The 16,936-nt window shown below is 40.8% G+C and carries 13 protein-coding genes and 1 pseudogene; 11 read left to right on the plus strand and 3 right to left on the minus strand.

The genetic code is table 11. The annotated features are described in order from the left end of the window. Window positions 1–56 precede the first annotated feature (56 nt). From ACIFPW_RS07625 to ACIFPW_RS07665, 9 genes are all read left to right on the plus strand, one after another. Window positions 57–1,115 (plus strand): acyltransferase family protein, encoded by a 1,059-nt coding sequence (locus ACIFPW_RS07625; protein ID WP_430243237.1) that lies wholly within the window; start codon window positions 57–59, stop codon window positions 1,113–1,115. A 502-nt stretch (window positions 1,116–1,617) separates the two neighbouring features. Then, complete coding sequence (locus ACIFPW_RS07630; RefSeq protein WP_430243239.1) at window positions 1,618–4,566, plus strand: CDP-glycerol glycerophosphotransferase family protein; 2,949 nt, start codon at window positions 1,618–1,620, stop codon at window positions 4,564–4,566. 301 nt (window positions 4,567–4,867) lie between these two features. Further along, window positions 4,868–5,872, plus strand: coding sequence for a LacI family DNA-binding transcriptional regulator (locus ACIFPW_RS07635; RefSeq protein WP_430243241.1), 1,005 nt, complete (start codon window positions 4,868–4,870; stop codon window positions 5,870–5,872). A 200-nt stretch (window positions 5,873–6,072) separates the two neighbouring features. Continuing rightward, a complete protein-coding gene (locus ACIFPW_RS07640; RefSeq protein WP_430243243.1) occupies window positions 6,073–6,828 on the plus strand; it encodes a sugar phosphate isomerase/epimerase family protein in 756 nt (251 codons plus the stop codon). Between the two features lie 42 nt (window positions 6,829–6,870). Next, entirely contained in the window at window positions 6,871–8,151 is a 1,281-nt protein-coding gene (locus tag ACIFPW_RS07645; RefSeq protein ID WP_430243245.1) for an extracellular solute-binding protein, read from the plus strand. Between the two features lie 55 nt (window positions 8,152–8,206). Continuing rightward, window positions 8,207–9,145, plus strand: coding sequence for a carbohydrate ABC transporter permease (locus ACIFPW_RS07650; RefSeq protein ID WP_430243246.1), 939 nt, complete (start codon window positions 8,207–8,209; stop codon window positions 9,143–9,145). Continuing rightward, complete coding sequence (locus ACIFPW_RS07655) at window positions 9,145–9,966, plus strand: carbohydrate ABC transporter permease (RefSeq protein ID WP_283153465.1); 822 nt, start codon at window positions 9,145–9,147, stop codon at window positions 9,964–9,966. The genes ACIFPW_RS07650 and ACIFPW_RS07655 overlap by 1 nt, the downstream gene beginning before the upstream one ends. A 25-nt stretch (window positions 9,967–9,991) precedes the next feature. Further along, a complete protein-coding gene (locus ACIFPW_RS07660) occupies window positions 9,992–11,095 on the plus strand; it encodes a Gfo/Idh/MocA family protein (protein ID WP_430243248.1) in 1,104 nt (367 codons plus the stop codon). Window positions 11,096–11,098: 3 nt separating this feature from the next. Further along, the gene (locus ACIFPW_RS07665) at window positions 11,099–12,142 is read left to right on the plus strand and encodes a Gfo/Idh/MocA family protein (RefSeq protein ID WP_430243250.1); all 1,044 of its coding nucleotides are present in this window, start codon (window positions 11,099–11,101) and stop codon (window positions 12,140–12,142) included. Window positions 12,143–12,249: 107 nt separating this feature from the next. Here the strand turns inward: ACIFPW_RS07665 and ACIFPW_RS07670 are convergent. Further along, window positions 12,250–13,591: pseudogene (locus ACIFPW_RS07670) on the minus strand (AMP-binding protein). 290 nt (window positions 13,592–13,881) lie between these two features. On the opposite strand from ACIFPW_RS07670, the gene ACIFPW_RS07675 reads away from it, so the two are divergent. Then, window positions 13,882–14,697 (plus strand): alpha/beta fold hydrolase, encoded by an 816-nt coding sequence (locus ACIFPW_RS07675; RefSeq protein ID WP_430243252.1) that lies wholly within the window; start codon window positions 13,882–13,884, stop codon window positions 14,695–14,697. Between the two features lie 210 nt (window positions 14,698–14,907). Then, a complete protein-coding gene (locus tag ACIFPW_RS07680) occupies window positions 14,908–15,285 on the plus strand; it encodes a hypothetical protein (protein ID WP_430243254.1) in 378 nt (125 codons plus the stop codon). Window positions 15,286–15,396: 111 nt separating this feature from the next. Here the strand turns inward: ACIFPW_RS07680 and ACIFPW_RS07685 are convergent, their stop codons facing one another. Both ACIFPW_RS07685 and ACIFPW_RS07690 read right to left on the minus strand, forming a co-directional pair. Beyond that, window positions 15,397–16,047 (minus strand): DUF1796 family putative cysteine peptidase, encoded by a 651-nt coding sequence (locus ACIFPW_RS07685; RefSeq protein WP_430243255.1) that lies wholly within the window; start codon window positions 16,045–16,047, stop codon window positions 15,397–15,399. A 117-nt stretch (window positions 16,048–16,164) separates the two neighbouring features. After that, entirely contained in the window at window positions 16,165–16,815 is a 651-nt protein-coding gene (locus tag ACIFPW_RS07690; protein WP_430243257.1) for a cyclase family protein, read from the minus strand. Window positions 16,816–16,936: the final 121 nt, after the last annotated feature.

The following is a 16,936-nucleotide window of genomic DNA, read 5'->3' on the forward strand; positions in this document are numbered from 1 at the left end:
AGAGTCACATCCTTATAATAGAGGTATCAAGTCAAACCACAACGGGATGTGAGCTCATGCAGAGAACGAATCAAGGTCAAAGCGAAATCATTTTTCTAAGTGCGATTACTTGTTTATTTCTAATACTCGTTCATGTTTTGGAAATGCTTTTCTTTGGAGAAGGACAGTCATTGAATGAGGTTAGCTCTATTACTTATCAACTCAGTCAATTTGGGATTGCGATGTTTGCAGTGATCGTTAGCTTATATCTATTTAAACCATCGCCGAAGAAGGAGAAGCGATTAGGTGCTTTTGAAGTTTCTAAGGTTATTCTTCTATTCGTTCTCTGGAGCCTTTTCTATCTTGTTCTTGCAAAAGTAGCCATGAACGTAGAGATGTTTACCGGTTGGAAAGATTCTATTCTTACTTTTGCCATGGGGGATTCATTCTATCACTTGTCTTTTATTTCAGTCGTTCTACAATTTCTTCTATTTCTCCCTTTACTGAAGCTTGTTCAAACTAAAGCTGGTTGGTCGATTCTATTAGTTATTACTGGACTGGTTCATTACTATTTCGTATCTCCAGTCTTAACGGAAGGTAATGCATTTCTGGCCCAAGACGGTTTGCTTTTGAAATGGCTTTTCTTCTTTGTTCTTGGAGGTTACTTAGCTCGGCACTGGGATTCTGTACAGAACTTTCTAGAGAAATTCAATCGATTCGGACTTGTACCATTGATTGGATTAATTCTTTTCGAGGTTACCTACTATTTGATGAATGGCTCTATCTATCAGGCAGAATGGTTTCTTATGATAACGGTGCCTGTGATAACGATAACCTTGGTGGGGATTTATCGATCAGTTAGAAAAGTGGTGCTGTTGGATATTTTCTTGCACTCCATTGGGGAAAACACAATAGGCCTCTATTTTATCTTTCCATTCATGATTTTCGCGTATTCAAGTATTTTGCCAGATGCAGTATGGCAAAAAGAATATATTGTACTTATCTTCACCCTAGTGCTTGGAACGTCGGTTTTCATTAGTAAGCTAGTAAGGTTAATTGTCATCAACATCGAGGGGATAAAAGGCCCTGTTGTTAAAACAAAGATGCTGAATCAACAGGAACTTGGAATTAATTAAACGTTTGATTAATCCATTCCAATGAACGTAAAGAACCCATCATATTTAGGTGATGGGTTTTTTTGTATCAATATCTCCGTTAAAATTAGTGTGATAAGAAGCGGATCTCAATCTATGAGAATAGACACATGCATGACTAATTGACTAGTTTTTAGTCAGATATGCTTGAAAACGAATCTATAAGTGGTAATATTAACGTTATGTGTTGGTTATCATTGGTTTTCAATGGGTATAAATGGAATCCGAAAACGACTATCCAATCATTCGACTTTACATCTCTTTTAAGGGAGTAGAGTTTTTTACCGTTATTTCAATCAAACGATCTTTTGTTTTGAAAATAGAAAACGAGGTATTTTTTGATTTATTCTTTGTAAAGAATTTGTAAATTACGTTCAGGCTATTGTTATGGATAAAGATCTATGATGCGTCTAGTTGAGTGTGAAAATAAATAGCTGTTTTTGCCTAATTAAAAGGAAAATTAATGGTACAAAGGAAGAGATAAATGCTTGTTAAACGTCATCAAGTTGAGAGAAGAAATATTGCAGTGAACGATGTGCGATGGGATGGAGAGATGTTAAGCTTCCAGATAAAAAATGAAGAAATTCTTGATCTAGAATCTCTCAATCTATGTCTAATAAATCGTAAAAATGAAGAATATATATGGCCGGACTTTAAACAAGAAAGAGTAGGTTCTTTTATCAATTTCAGGTTATTTAAAGAGGATTTAAGTGGATTAAACTCAGGAAAATGGGATTTCTTTGTAATAAATGGTCGAAGTAAAAGCATGGATAGAAAGAGAATTGGTGTCTATCAAGCTCCCATAGCTTCTAGACCACACAGGTATTTGAAACCGATTGTTGAAATGGAGCAGCACTCTTGGATTCCTTATCTTACGGATCGGAATGAACTTTCCTTGCATATAGGGAGTATAAGTGAGCTAGAAAAAGTTAGTTATGAAGTTGTTGACTTCCAAAGTCAGGTCATCTCCATGGAAGAAGAAGACAACCGCCTCATTCTACATATCGATCAGTACTTTCCTTCTTCACCAGTAATGGTTCACACGAACGATTTAACTTCTCGAAAGATCCCTTCATCTTATCATCCAGAAGATAAATCTTTAACAATTCATAATGAAAACAAGAATGACTATGTGAATGGAGAAGGTGAGCTTCAACTTCATTTTAAGCGTGGAAACACTCTTGAAGTTTATTCGTTAATTTTTGAGAATAGTCAAGTGACCCCAATCGTGCAACCTTCATCTACAAAAATAGTGAAGGGGCAGCTTCATGCTCAGAACTTACGTGTTACGCACGATCGCATCTTATTTGATGTTTCTACGAATTTCATCGAATATGCGAATGAAATTCAATTTTATTTGAAGAAACGTAAAAGAGATGAGATCGTGAATTTGGAGGTGTCCCGTCATTTACATGGTTCGGTGGAAGAAATCGGCGTGTCTATAAGCCAATTCAATGAATTATTTACTAACACAAGCCGCTGGGATCTTTTTGTTGAAATTCGGCACGCTAACCTAGTTGAGGTAAGAAGAGTCGGTGAGTATAATAACCCTCTCAACCACCTCGAACGGCATGTCGGTCATCTTCCTATAACGGATGATCTTTATCTTTCACCTTATTTAACAAATGATCATGAATTTTCATTTTACGTTAGTACTGAGGAGCAATATTTAAAAAGTAAGTATCCTGGTAACGTTTCTCTTCATCGTTTGAATCTTAAACAAAATGGTGAACTGCAGTTGACGGCTACGGTTTCAATGAAGAGAATAAAAAGCTTCGAAGTGGAGGAGCTCGTCCTAAGGCTACGTAGTGATAAGAGTAAACGAGTAAGTGTACCTTATCATAAAGTGGTGGAAACGTCCGCTAATAAACAAAAAGTAAGTTTCCGCATTCAATTAAATGAAGTTGAATTTGAACAGTTTTATTGGGACTTTTTTATTTCAGTAAAAGTAAATAATCACGAGACGAGATTAATTAGAGTAGTTAGTGATAATTTACTTATTCATAAGCAATTGAAACATCGGATGGGGAAATACACTTTAAATCAATCCAATGGCTACATGATCTATCCCTATATCACGATTAATGGTGGGGTTAGTATCACTTATCGCTATAAAGGCGAATATGAGAGCATAAAGTACAAAATGAATGAGTACATTGCGTACTATTTGTATATCCTTTTCTACTGGAATGCGTTTTGGAAACCTACCTGGTTAATTCATGAGAAATATTCAGAAACAGCGCAAGATAATGCCTATTACTTCTTTAAATATTGCTTTGAAGAACATAAAGGTAAGAAGGTTTACTATGTTATTAAAAAAGGGTCTGAAGATGAACGCAATTTAATTCCTTATAAGGAACGAGTCGTTTATTTCATGAGCATTAAACACCTTTTTTTAATCCTATCTTCCAAAGTGATTGTTTCATCTGAAGCGAAGGGACACGGTTATGCCTGGAGGGTGGCTCGTGGACCGATTCGTGATTATGTGAATAGTAAGCGCTACGTCTTTCTACAGCACGGTGTGTTGGGACTGAAGAAGGTAGAAAATACGTTTAAGGTTGGTTCAGCGAATTCAGCTGATTTATTCGTTGTGTCCTCCGATTTTGAAAAGCAAATCGTCATGGACCACTTTGGATATAAAGCGAAGAACATTATTGTGACGGGCTTATCAAGATGGGATGTAGTAGAAGACCGTTCCCAAGAGCCAACCGATAGCGGGAAAAAAGAGGTCTTTCTTATGCCGACCTGGCGGAATTGGCTTGATGAAGTAGAAGAAGGCGAATTTGTGCTATCCGATTACTATAAAGCTTATAATGCTCTGCTAAACTCTAATGAGCTACATGACACGCTAAGGAAAAATAATTTGCTTCTCAATTTCTATGTTCATCCTAAATTCATGCCCTATGTCGCCCATTTTACTAGTGAAAATGAGCATGTAAGAGTCATTCAATTCGGTGAGGAAAAGATTAATGATCTCCTGATGCGCTCCAGTATGTTAATTACGGATTATTCCAGTGTCGCCTGGGAAATGTATTATCAAAAGAAGCCAGTGCTATTTTTCCATTTTGATTTGAGTAAGTATAATGAATTGCAGGGAAGTTATATGGATCTTAACAAAGAATTATTTGGAGATGTCGCATACTCTTCCGCAGCGTTAGTTTCAAAATTCGAAGAGTATGCGAGCACGAATTTCGCTGAAAAACCTGAAATTAGCAGCAAGCGATTTGAGTACTTTAACTATATTGATGATGGTAACAGCTCAAGGATCTTTTCTGAAATTAAGAAAAAAGAGAAAGAAGTAACAAGAAGAAAAACGCTCAAAGAAGTGTTGAAGAGCAGCGATGCTGTCTCCGCAATGTGGAGAAGGTATAAAAAATACCCTATTGTTAATCAAGTAGGTGGCAAACTTCTCGCAACGTTAAGGTCACATTAATTTTGAGAGTCCAATGGTTAGGTTACGTTGGGCTCTTTTTTGTGGATTTGTTTAGAATGAATTTTAGATCCGAGGAGAGGGGGATCTAAGTATCGTAAGTGCATTCTAATTAATTTAATTAAATAAATTTTCTGAAATCTATTGAAGTTTGCCTATTTATTCTCTATAATAAACATCAGTTGCAGGTAATGGATAATCCGTTCACTAAATGTAATCCATTACATTTTGCTTGAATTCTCACTATCAGCCATTTATAGTTTAAAATAAAGATACTATTTTAAACACTAGGGAGATAATTGAAATGGCGAATATGACAGATGTAGCAAAGCTTGCGAATGTATCAACAGCTACTGTGTCCAGGGTAATTCAAAATCCTGATGCTGTAAAAGAAAAAACGCGAATGAAGGTGCTTCAGGCAATTGAAGAATTAAACTATCAGCCAAATGTTCTGGCTCGTTATTTTAGAAGGACTGAAACAAAGACGATCCTCGTGATGGTTCCTTCTATTGAGAATAATGTTTTTCCGCAAATGATTGCCGGAATTGACTTGATCGCCCATCAATCGGGTTACAAAGTGCTTCTTGGAAATACCTATCAAGATCCGGATAAAGCTTACAGTTATCTTGAAGAGTTGAAGCAGAAACAGGTAGATGGGGTGATATTATTAACAACGAGGTTGGATAACAACGTTATTACCGACATTGCTGACAAATATCCTGTTGTGCTTACATCTGACTTTATTGCAGGTCTCAACGTTCCTACTGTAGCCATTGATAATATTAGTAGTGCACGTAATGCTGTGGAGCATTTACTGCAGCTTGGCCATCAACGAGTTGGAATGATTACAGGTCCGTTAGATATTTCGTTAAGTCGGGATCGGTTAAAAGGTTATCGACAGGCGCTTCTTGAGCACGGCATAGGAGTCGATGGTGTACTTATTCAAGAGGGAGATCATAAGTACGATTCTGGTTACAATCAGATGAATAAGTTTCTTGCATTGGAAACCCCTCCTACAGCTATATTTGCTGCAAATGATAGCATGGCGATGGGGGCCGTTAAAGCGGTAAAAGCTCACGGGCTTCGAGTACCGGAAGACATTGCAGTTGTTGGTTTTGATAACATTCAGTTCTCAGATATCTTTGAGCCGTCGCTTACGACAGTAGCGCAACCTTTTATGGAAATGGGACAAAGATCTATGGAACTCCTTTTGAAGCAAATTAATGGTGAAACCTTAACGAAAAAGCAGCACGTACTTGATACGAAACTTATTATCAGAGAGTCATGCGGTTATAAAAAGCAGGTTTAGTCTTGATGACTATTCTGTTTCACTGAAATGTAATCGTTTACTTTATAAGAGGTGGAGAAACCCTTATTTATAAGCTCTTCAGCAAACAATTATATTCACAAATGTAATCCATTACATTTGTGAAGTCTACTATTTCCAGGAGGTGAAGAACTGACTATCGGCTGATTTAAACTAATCAACTATTAAAGGAGAGATAGTAAATGGCAAATATACCTGTTGCAGTACAGATGTATACGTTACGAGAGGAAAGTGAAAAGGACTTTATTGGTACTTTGAAAAAGGTTTCGGACATCGGTTATCAAGGTGTGGAGTTCGCAGGGTATTACGATATGTCTGCAAAAGAATTGAAGAAAGTAATGGATGAGCTTGGATTGATGGCAGCTTCTAGCCACATTCCTCTCGATAAACTATTGGAAGATTTAAGTAGTGTGATTGCGTATCAGCATGAAATTGGAAGTACCAAGCTTGTTTGTCCGTTTATTGCACCTGAAATGCGAACCGAGGAAGGATATTCGGAGCTCATTCGAAGCTTGAATGACATTGGACGAGAGTGCTCGAAAGAAGGGATCACGTTATGTTATCACAATCATGATTTTGAATTAGAGAGGCTGTCGAATGGTAAAACGGCGCTTGAGACCATTTTAGATGAAACGAACCCAGAATGGGTGAAGGCGGAGTTTGATATTTATTGGCTCACTCGGGCTGCGGAAAATCCTGTAGAGTGGATGAAGCGATATCAAGATCGCACGCCTCTTGTTCATTTGAAAGACATGACCACGGATGGGGAGCAATTCTTCGCTGAGCTCGGCACAGGAGGGGTTGACCTTAATGGAGTCCTCAATCAAGGCGATGTGTCTAACGTTGACTGGTGGATTGTTGAACAAGATAAATGTAAGCGCTCTCCTCTGGAAAGTATTGAAATGAGTATGAACTATTTCCTTAGTAAGCATTCTTGATCAGTTGCTATCTAGTCATTACTACAAATTAGGGGGTAAAGCATGAAGAAAGTAACGGCTTTATTATCGGTTTTGATGTTGTTGCTGTTAGCGGCGTGTGGGGGGAACCAGGGAGCATCAGGAAGTTCTGATTCTGGCAACGGGGATGAGAAGGTAATTGAAGTTTGGCACATTGAAACGGGTGAACGGGAAAAGCTTTTTCAGGAAGTAGCGAAGCAGTTTGAAGAAGAACATGATGGTGTGAAGGTGAAGTTGCTTCAAACACCAAACGATGCTTACAAACAGAAATTAGCTGTCTCGATGTCAGGTGGAAATCCTCCAGATATCTTTCAGAGCTGGGGTGGCGGCTGGTTGAAGCATTTCGTTGATCAGGGAAACGTGCAGGATATTACTGGAAATATCGATCAAGATCATTACTTAGAAATGGCATTAAATAACGGGACATTCGATGAAAAGGTGTACGGGGTTCCATTAGGTTTATCTCTCGATGTGATTTTTTACAACAAAGAAATCTTTGAAGAGTATGACCTTGAAGAACCAAAGACGTATGAGGAATTTACTGAAGTGATTAAGACGCTGAAAAAGAATGATGTGACGCCACTTGCGTTAACGAATAAAACGAAATGGCCAGGAGCGTACTATTTAATGAATTTTGCCAGTCGAATTGGTGGACCAGATTTATTCGAGAGCGCATTTAATCGCGAAGGACGCGGTTTTGATGACCCTGCTTATGTTGAAGCGGGTGAGTATATTCAAGATCTCGTAAAGATGGATGCATTTAATGCTGGATTTAACGGTATTCCTTACGATGAAGGTCGCGGTCGACAGCTCATGTACTCAGGGCAAGCTGCGATGATGGATATGACGATTTCTTTCTTAAATAACGTGAGAGAAGAAGCTCCACAGTTCGAGGAGAAACTTGGTTTCTTCGTATTCCCGACGATTTCAGGTGGGGAAGGAAATGAAACGCAAGTCGGTGGTGCCACTGGACCGGTTTGGTCAGTTGCAAAAGAATCTAAAAATCCTGATTTAGCAACTGAGTTTATTCAAGCGTTAACGAGTAAAGAAACAGCACAGAAATTCACGGATCGCACGGGAACGCTGTCAGCTGTAAAAGATGTTGTTCCTGAGGATGAATTTGTAAAGCAGTTCTATGATGTAGCTCAGAATGCTTCTCATATTCAAATGCCTTATGACCAGACACTTCCTCCAGAGCTTGCTGAACTTCATAAAGATACGACGCAGGCACTATTCGGTCTATCAATGACGCCAGAAGAAGCAGCTAACAAAATGGAAGCCAAGGCAGAAGAGCTTCTTGAATAAGTGAAGGAGGGGATGAGTCCCCTCTTTCTTATCTACAGAAGGGAGAGCTTTACATATGGAAACAGCTGAAGTGGCGAGAAGAAGCGAGACGGCGAGAGTGGCTCACGGAACGAAGAAGCGCAATATGAGAAAAGCGGTCACAATTGGTTTATTCACAGCGCCAGCCCTTATTGTTTATCTTGTCTATGTGATTTACCCCATTTTATCGACATTAGGTTATAGCTTCTACAGCTGGGATGGAACGAATGACAAAACGTTTATTGGCCTCGATAATTACGTTCAATTATTTCACGATGCCGTCTTTTGGACTTCGCTTACGAACAATGCATGGGTTGTTCTGACGTCTGTCTTTGTCCAAATTCCACTCGGCATGATCATGGCGCTGATGCTTTTTGCGCCTATACGAGGCATTCGCTTGTTTAGTAGCGTTTATTTTCTTCCATTCTTAATGTCTACGGTTGCGATCGGCCTCTTATGGGTGTATATGTTTGACCCAATCAACGGGATTATTAATCAGATTGTGAATTTACTTGGCTTTGAAAATGTAGCATGGCTTAGTGATGAAAACACATCGTTGATTGCGATCTTATTAGTAGTCGTTTGGCAGTTCTCACCTTTTTATATGATCCTATTTAAGGCAGCTATGGTCGGGATAGGAGAGGAACTCTATGAATCTGCCCAAATCGATGGAGCGAATTCCTGGCAGAAGTTCTTCCACATCACGTTACCTTTGCTTATGCCAACCATTGTGAGTTCGTCTATTCTAGCGATTGTTGGATCCTTAAAGGCTTTTGATATTTTCTATATTATGACTGGTGGTGGACCGAATCACGCAACAGAGCTGATGGGCACTTATATGTTCAAGCAGGCTTTTATTAACTTCAACATGGGCTATGCAAGTGCGATTGCGTTTCTAATGTTTCTCATTGCGCTCGTTGTTACTGTACTTATCCAAATCGTTGATTATAACCGCAAGAAGAAAGGGGCTTTCTAATGGTGCAATCACTCAGGAAGATGCCTTTGTATCTAATCGGATTATTACTTTTGGTTTTCACAGGTTATCCATTTGTTTATATGATTTCGACCTCATTAAAAGATCAGAGCACTTTCTTTGAAAGACCATTTGCCATTTTTACCTCGATCGAGTGGGGTAACTACGCGGATGTATTCCAGATGGGGCTAACTCGTTATTTTTTAAACAGTATCCTAGTTTCGGTTGTGGCAGTTGTGGCGGTTATGTTAATTGCTGCTCTAGCAAGTTATCCATTAAGTAGAATGAATTTCAAGTTTAACCGTGGTTTGTTTCTTCTTTTCATATCTGGAATGATGCTACCAATTCATGCCACGCTTATCCCGATCTTTAAGCTGTCTCAAAATATGGGGTTGTATGATTCATTGCTAGCTTTACTTGGACCTTATATTGCTTTCAGTTTACCCATTTCGATCTTTATTTTAACGCAATTTATGCAAGAAATTCCGAAGTCATTAGAAGAAGCTGCTAAGATTGATGGTTGTTCTCATTTCGGTATTTTTTGGCGCATAATTCTGCCGATGTTAACGCCGGCTCTTATGACGGTTTTTATTTATAATTTTATTCATTTGTGGAATGAATTTATCTTTGCGCTCGTTCTCGTGTCTAGCCCTGAGAACATGACCCTACCATTAGGATTGCAAGATTTCTATGGAGAGTTTTCAGTAAATGTCCCTGGTTTGATGGCGGCATTAACACTTGCGAGTCTTCCAATGCTCGTTGTGTACTTGTTCTCACAAGAAAAAGTAGTAAAAGGACTAACGGGTGGTGCAGTGAAAGGTTAGGGAACTTGGAAAGGAGTGGGAGAGTATGGAGAAAATGAAAATTGGTGTCATCGGCTGTGGCAACATTAGCGACATTTATTTAACGAATCTTCGCGAGTATGCGAATCTTGAAGTGGTTGCAGTAGCTGATCTGAATCACGAAAAAGCAGTTGAGAAAGCAGAGAAATATGAGATTCCTCGTGTTCTGGATGTGGATGTCCTTTTGGAAGATCCGACCATAGAGCTTGTTCTTAATTTAACGATTCCTGCGGCACACGCGGAAGTTAGTTTACGCATATTAGAAGCAGGAAAGCATGTGTATTCTGAGAAACCGCTAGCGATAAAGCTTGAAGACGGGCAAAAGGTGCTAGCGAAGGCGAGGGAAAAAGGTCTTTTAGTAAGTGTTGCGCCTGATACATTTCTCGGTGGTGGACTTCAGACGTGCAAGAAACTAATCGAGGATGGCGCAATCGGGGAACCAGTTGCTGCGACCGCCTTCATGCTGGGTCATGGACCGGAAAGCTGGCACCCTGATCCAGCCTTTTTCTATCGAGAGGGAGCGGGGCCGATGTTTGATATGGGTCCTTATTACTTAACTGCTCTCATACATTTAATTGGCCCGATTCGTCGACTTACAGGATCAGCGCGGATCACTTCGCCTGAACGGGTGATTATAAGCGAACCGAAGTCTGGAGAGACGATTAAGGTTGAAACGCCGACGCACGTTGCAGGCATTTTGGATTTTGAAAATGGTGCGATCGGTACGATCATCACGAGCTTTGATGTATGGGGAGCGAAAACTCCTTTTCTAGAAATCTACGGTACGAATGGATCGTTAAGTGTACCTGATCCGAATACATTCGGCGGTCCGGTACTAGTAAGAAATGCGGGAGAAGTTGAATGGAAGGAAGTTTCGCTTACGCATGGATCGATTGAAAATAGCCGTGGGCTTGGAGTGGTGGACATGGTGAACGCTTTGCGAGAAGAGCGGAAACCACGGGCAAATGGTGAACTTGCTTATCATGTACTAGAAACGATGCATGGTATACATGAATCCTCAGTGAAAGGTAAGCATTATGAGATGACGAGTAAGTGCAAGCAACCTGATGCAATGCCAAGTGACAGTTTATCTGAGACGATGGAGGGATAGGGAATGAAAAAAATGAAAGTAGCGGTTATCGGTTGTGGAAGTATTGCGAGACGGCGTCATTTGCCGGAGTACAATGCAGAGGAAAATGTGGGAATTGTAGCGGTTTGTGATGTGGTGAAAGAGCGCGCAGAGGAAATGGTGAGCGTGTATGGCGGCACAGCATATACTGATTATCTCACGTTACTTGAAGATGATGAAATAGATGCAGTGAGCGTGTGTTTACCAAACGCGTTGCACGCACCTGTATCGATTGCGGCCTTGAAAGCAGGTAAGCACGTTCTTTGTGAAAAGCCGATGGCGACTTCAATTGAGGAAGCGAAAGCAATGAATGAGGCAGCGGAGATAAATGGAAAAAAGCTAATGATTGCTCATAATCAGCGATTCGTCGCGTCACACGTGAAAGCGAAGGAATTGATCGAAGGCGGCGAGATTGGAAAGGTCTACAGCTTCCGCACAACGTTCGGTCATCCTGGACCTGAACGGTGGAGTATTGATGGAGCGGGTAGCTGGTTCTTCGATAAAGAGCGAGCGTTTATCGGAGCGATGGGAGACCTTGGCGTACATAAATCAGATCTGATGCGCTATTTGCTTGGAGAAATTGTGGAGGTAGGCGCGTTTGTAGAAACAAAGGCGAAGGATAACACGGATGTGGATGATAACGCGGTGCGCATTCTTAAAATGGAGACGGGAGTGATTGGCACACTCACAGCAAGCTGGTCTTACGTTTCTGGCGGTGATAATTCAACCATAATCTATGGGGAAAATGCGGTGCTTCGCCTAGAGGATGATCCGGAGCATTCACTGGTTGTTCAGTACAAAAACGGTGATGTCGTGAATTATGAGCTTCAGAAAATCCAAACGAATGAAGCGGGGGGACAGCAAACGACGCACGTGGTTGAGAATTTCGTGGATTGCATTGCGAACGATACTGTACCAGCCGTCAGTGGTGAAGAAGGAATGAAATCGTTGCAGGTGATTCTAGCTGCACTGGAAGCGAATGAAACGAAGCGAGTGGTTGAGGTAGAGGGTGAGCGGGCGGTTATTTAGGGGGTAGGTGGTATGTTGGTGCGCGGTTGCGCGGTGCCTGTCACCACCCGAACTATGTCGCTAAATGTCGAACAGGCTGACGAGAGGAATTGTCAGCCTGTTTTGAATTAATGGATAGAAGTTTTAGGAATAATTTTTGTACGGGCATCTAGCACTCGCTTTGCTTTTCCTTCGGAGCGAGGTATTGAGTGTGGCTCTTTCAATTGGATATCCACTGATATAAGCGTTTTGATTTTAAGAGTTTTTCCAAGACTCTCAACAAGCTTCACCGCCATAGGATGGTTAAAATTCATTTCTAGCTTTTTATAAAACTCCTGCTCTACTTCGACATGCAAGGTTACGTGATCTAAGTGGCCTTTTTTTCTGCAAGTGGATTTGATAGTGCGGGACGAGTTCTTCTAGATTACAAATATACCGTTCGATTTCAGAAGGAAAAACGTTAACTCCTCTGATAATGAGCATATCATCAATACGTCCTTTTACACGGCTCATTCTTGTGGTTGTTCTGCCGCAAAGACACTTTTCTCTCGTAATGGATGCAATGTCGCCTGTTCGGTATCTTATTATTGGAAGAGCTTCTTTTGTAAGGCTAGTGAAAACCAGTTCGCCGTATTGTCCCTCGTCGACTTGATCGAGAGTATCAGGGTTAATGATTTCAGCGATAAAATGATCGTCTGCGATGTGGAGGCCATTCTGACATTCTGCACATTCCATTGCAATGCCCGGTCCCATTACTTCACTTAATCCATAAATGTCCGTTGCTTTCAGGTGAAATAATTTTTCGATCTGAAATCTCATTTCTTCCGACCAAGGCTCAGCGCCAAGAATGGCGAATTGTAATGAGGTTGAAGCTGGATCAATGCCTTGCATCATCATCGCTTCTCCAATGTTAAGGAGATAGGATGGAGTGGAGCAAATGATTCTGGGCTTAAAATCTTGAATTAGGGTAATTTGATTAGCTGTATTTCCGCCTGATATCGGGACTGTTGCGCAGCCAAGTCGCTCTGAGCCTGCATGGAGACCGAGGCCACCTGTGAACAGTCCATATCCGTAGGCGTTATGAAGGATGTCTCCCTTTTGTCCGCCTGCGAGTGTGATCGATCTTGCAACAATATCAGCCCAATTTTGAATATCATTATTTGTATAGGCGACTACGGTTGGTTTACCGCTCGTCCCAGATGAAGCATGGATGCGGACAACTTCGTCCATAGGACAGGCGAGCATCTTGAAAGGGTAATTTTCTCTTAGGTGATGTTTCTTTGTAAATGGAAGTCGTTGCAGATCGTCGAGTGACTGGATATCATCTGGGGTTATATGTATGTTCTTAAAAGTCTCGTGGTAGAAAGGGATGTTATGGTAGGCGTGTCTGATTGTTCGATTTAATCCTTCTAATTGATGGGCGTGCATTTGAGCGGTGCTCCAAGTTTCTCGTTCAGAATAAATTGCCATACGGTAGCCTCCTTGTATGATACAAAAAAAACGACAGCGAGGATAAGTGTCATATTAAAGGTACCTTTTTATGGAAGCGTGGTCAATGAGAATTAGCGGAATTGTGTCTTTGGTCGTGGTGTGGAGGACGGTGCCTGTCACTGCCCGATATATGAAAGAATTTGTCGAATGTTTCTCTCTTCACTATTGTTTTGATATTAGGCAGTTATAAAAGAGGGATATGCTGTTTAGTAGCGAACTTTGTAGGAGTTATACCATAACAAAATTCATATTAAAGGAGATGGTTTACCGTGTCGTTTATCGAAGTGAACGAAACACCGCTCTATTATGAAGATTATGGTCCAAAGGATGCACCGGTTTTGATATTTAGTCATTCGTTATTCTTTAACTCTGATATGTTTCAACATCAGGTGGAGCATTTTTCGAAAGATTATAGAGTCATTTGCTATGACCACCGCGGTCAAGGGAATAGCGGGAGGTCTTCTTTAGCAAACCTCGATATGGATACGCTTACAAATGATGCTGCTGCGTTGATTGAAAGTCTTGGGATTGAGAAGTGTCATTTTATCGGTAATTCGATGGGTGGTTTCATAGCCCTAAGACTTGCGGCTAGAAGGCCGGATCTTCTTCATTCGTGCGTTGTTCTTGGAAGTTCTGGTGAAGCAGAGTACAAGAAAGAGGAGTTCCAGCCGCTTGTTACACAGCTTCAGAAGAATGGGGCGGAGGAAGTTGTGGATACGCTGATGTACATCATGTTTGGTGATGCATCGCTTGGGTCGATGGAATTCGAAAGAGAGCGTAACTACTGGAGAGATTATATGAAAAAACTTGAGCCATCCATAGGGGATGCGGCTCACCAGGTTATTCATCGAAAGAGTGTGCTTGAGGAGCTGGAAGGCGTAACCGTGCCGGTTCTTGCTGTTGCAGGCGAGCAAGATCATGCGTATACGATTAAACTGTCCGAGAACATTGCGAAAGCAGTTGAGAATGGACGATGCGAGGTTATAGGGAGAACGGGTCATTCAGTAGCGCTTGAGAAGTCTCCGGAAGTGAATAAAGTGTTGGAGAAGCATCTTGTAAGATTGAAGGTTCGTCAGGGAACTTAAATATTTATACTTAATGGAGAGAATTCTCTATCTAATGTTTGGAAGAATTTTATTTCATAGAATGATTTTGAGAGCCTCGGTTTGATCGAGGCTCTCTTTTTATTTGGGGTAGAAACCATTAAGATGTGATCGGAAGATAGGGGAATAATGTGATGGTATTTGTAGCAAAATAATTAGGTAGGTATACCATTTGTTGGGAGGTTCTTAGTGATGTGGAAGAAAAGAAACGGTTTTTGGAGTATAGTGACTGCTGCTCTCCTATTGCTTACTTTTTCTACGAGATCAAGAAGAGGAGCTAGAAAAGCAATTCTTAAAGGGGCGGACTCAGCAATTGACTTAACGGATCAATGGAGAGGGAAGGCTTCTAAAACGACTATGAGAAGTGAACGTGGAAAAGAGGATATCGAAGTGCCACGATATCCTTCGTATGTAGGTTATGAAGCGAATCGAGGATTAAACGACCGAAAGGGTGCGGAGAAGGTTCGTAAAGTAAACCCCACTCGCTTCAAAAACGCTAAAAACGTTATGAACGATGAAGTGATGCCTTATCATATGGCGGAGATTGCTGAGGAGTTCGATTTAGATTAAGAGGTGCCTGTCACCGCCCGAACTGTACAACTATTTGTCGAATGAAACAGAGCCCGCTCTCGGGGAGAGAAGGGCTCTGTTTGTGTATGATCGACCTATTGCGAGAATAAGTTATGGCTTTAATAAGATGCCATCTAATATCTTGTCCCACATTAACGTGTTATCTGGTTGGTTAGGGACTTTTAGAATACAAATATCCTCCATTGGAACGTGTGTATCCTGAACGATTTCGAGGTTTGGATCAGGGGTCAGCAAGAGAATATGAAATGATCCGTTGACGCATTTCTTTAACGTTTGTTGCATTTCGATCGCTTCTGCATAGTTACCAGACCATCTGATAAATAGAATGGAGGAAGCCTGTTGTAATCGCAGAAGAAATCGTTCAATCCGTCGCTCTAGCTTCTGTCGATAGGCCGGATAGGTATCGCTCCATTCTTTATTAGGAAGAATGGGGAAATCATGAACAGACAGCATATTATTATGCGTATCTTGAACAAAATAAGCTTTTGAATTTTGAGCAACTTCGTTATCGTCGAGGAAGTTTGCTTGTCCATCTATGCGTTGTAAATTTTCTAGTAACATGAAATCCTTAAACTGATTTTGAATCACTCGATTAATGTCAGATAGTTTCGGAGTAACAATCCAGTCAAAAGGCATTGAAAATTTCCTTAAGTGATTTCTTCTAAGATGACCTGCAGGACTGCATGAACTACCCAAACTCACAATAAGATCATACGGTTTTTTAACCTCGTCTAAATTCAATAAAGCACCTCCTATAAAATGAATTACTACTAGTAGATGCTTTATTGATCGAGTTGGTTTGTGTTGGTACCTAAAATGTTGATAAGTGGATGTTGAAATCGAAGTAAAGGAAGATTTCTATTCCATTTCCACCGCAACTGCCCTCACAGGTGATCCATCCAATCCTTCAAGTTTTAACGGCAGCGCAATGATGAGCGGATTTTCAAAATCGATCTGGTCGAGGTTACATAAATTCTCTCCGATAATACCGTTGTTGGAGGTTATGGCTTCATGAACTGGAAATGTTGAACCACCTGGTTGATCAACATTAAGCGCATCAACAAAGAAAGTGGTGACGCCTTTTTCTAGTAGTGTATTAATAATGTCGACGGATAGGTAAGGGTAGTTAAAATAAGTCTGTGTTCCTATATGTTTAGACCAACCTGTATGGAAAAGAGCGATCGTTCCTGGAACGATGCTATCGATTTGGTGTGCTACATCGTTTAATGTGATTTGTTCGCCTGGCTCTTTGCCTGTTACATCAATGACGTGGCCGGGTCCCATCACCTTCGTTAAACTTGATTGATCGATGGGATCGCCATCTTTCTGGAAGTGGAAAGGGGCATCAAGGTGTGTGCCGGTATGTGTGCCGATATTCATTTGGGTCACCTGATATCCGTCTTTGTCATGCTCCGCTACAGGATAGATGTTCGGTTTCGGATCACCTGGGAAAACAGGCGTATCGTTATGAACTGGAATCGAGAGATCAATGATTTTTTTGAAATTCATTTGGGACTCCTCCTTCTTAAACAAACGTTTGATTAAAGGTGAGAATAGCAGGATACGTCTACAGTCTTTCCTTTTCTTCAGTTTGTCATGAAGTTTGTTTGATCACAAGTTATGCCATGTT

The organism is Pseudalkalibacillus sp. NRS-1564, from assembly GCF_050467905.1.
Classification (GTDB): domain Bacteria; phylum Bacillota; class Bacilli; order Bacillales; family Guptibacillaceae; genus Guptibacillus; species Guptibacillus hwajinpoensis_B.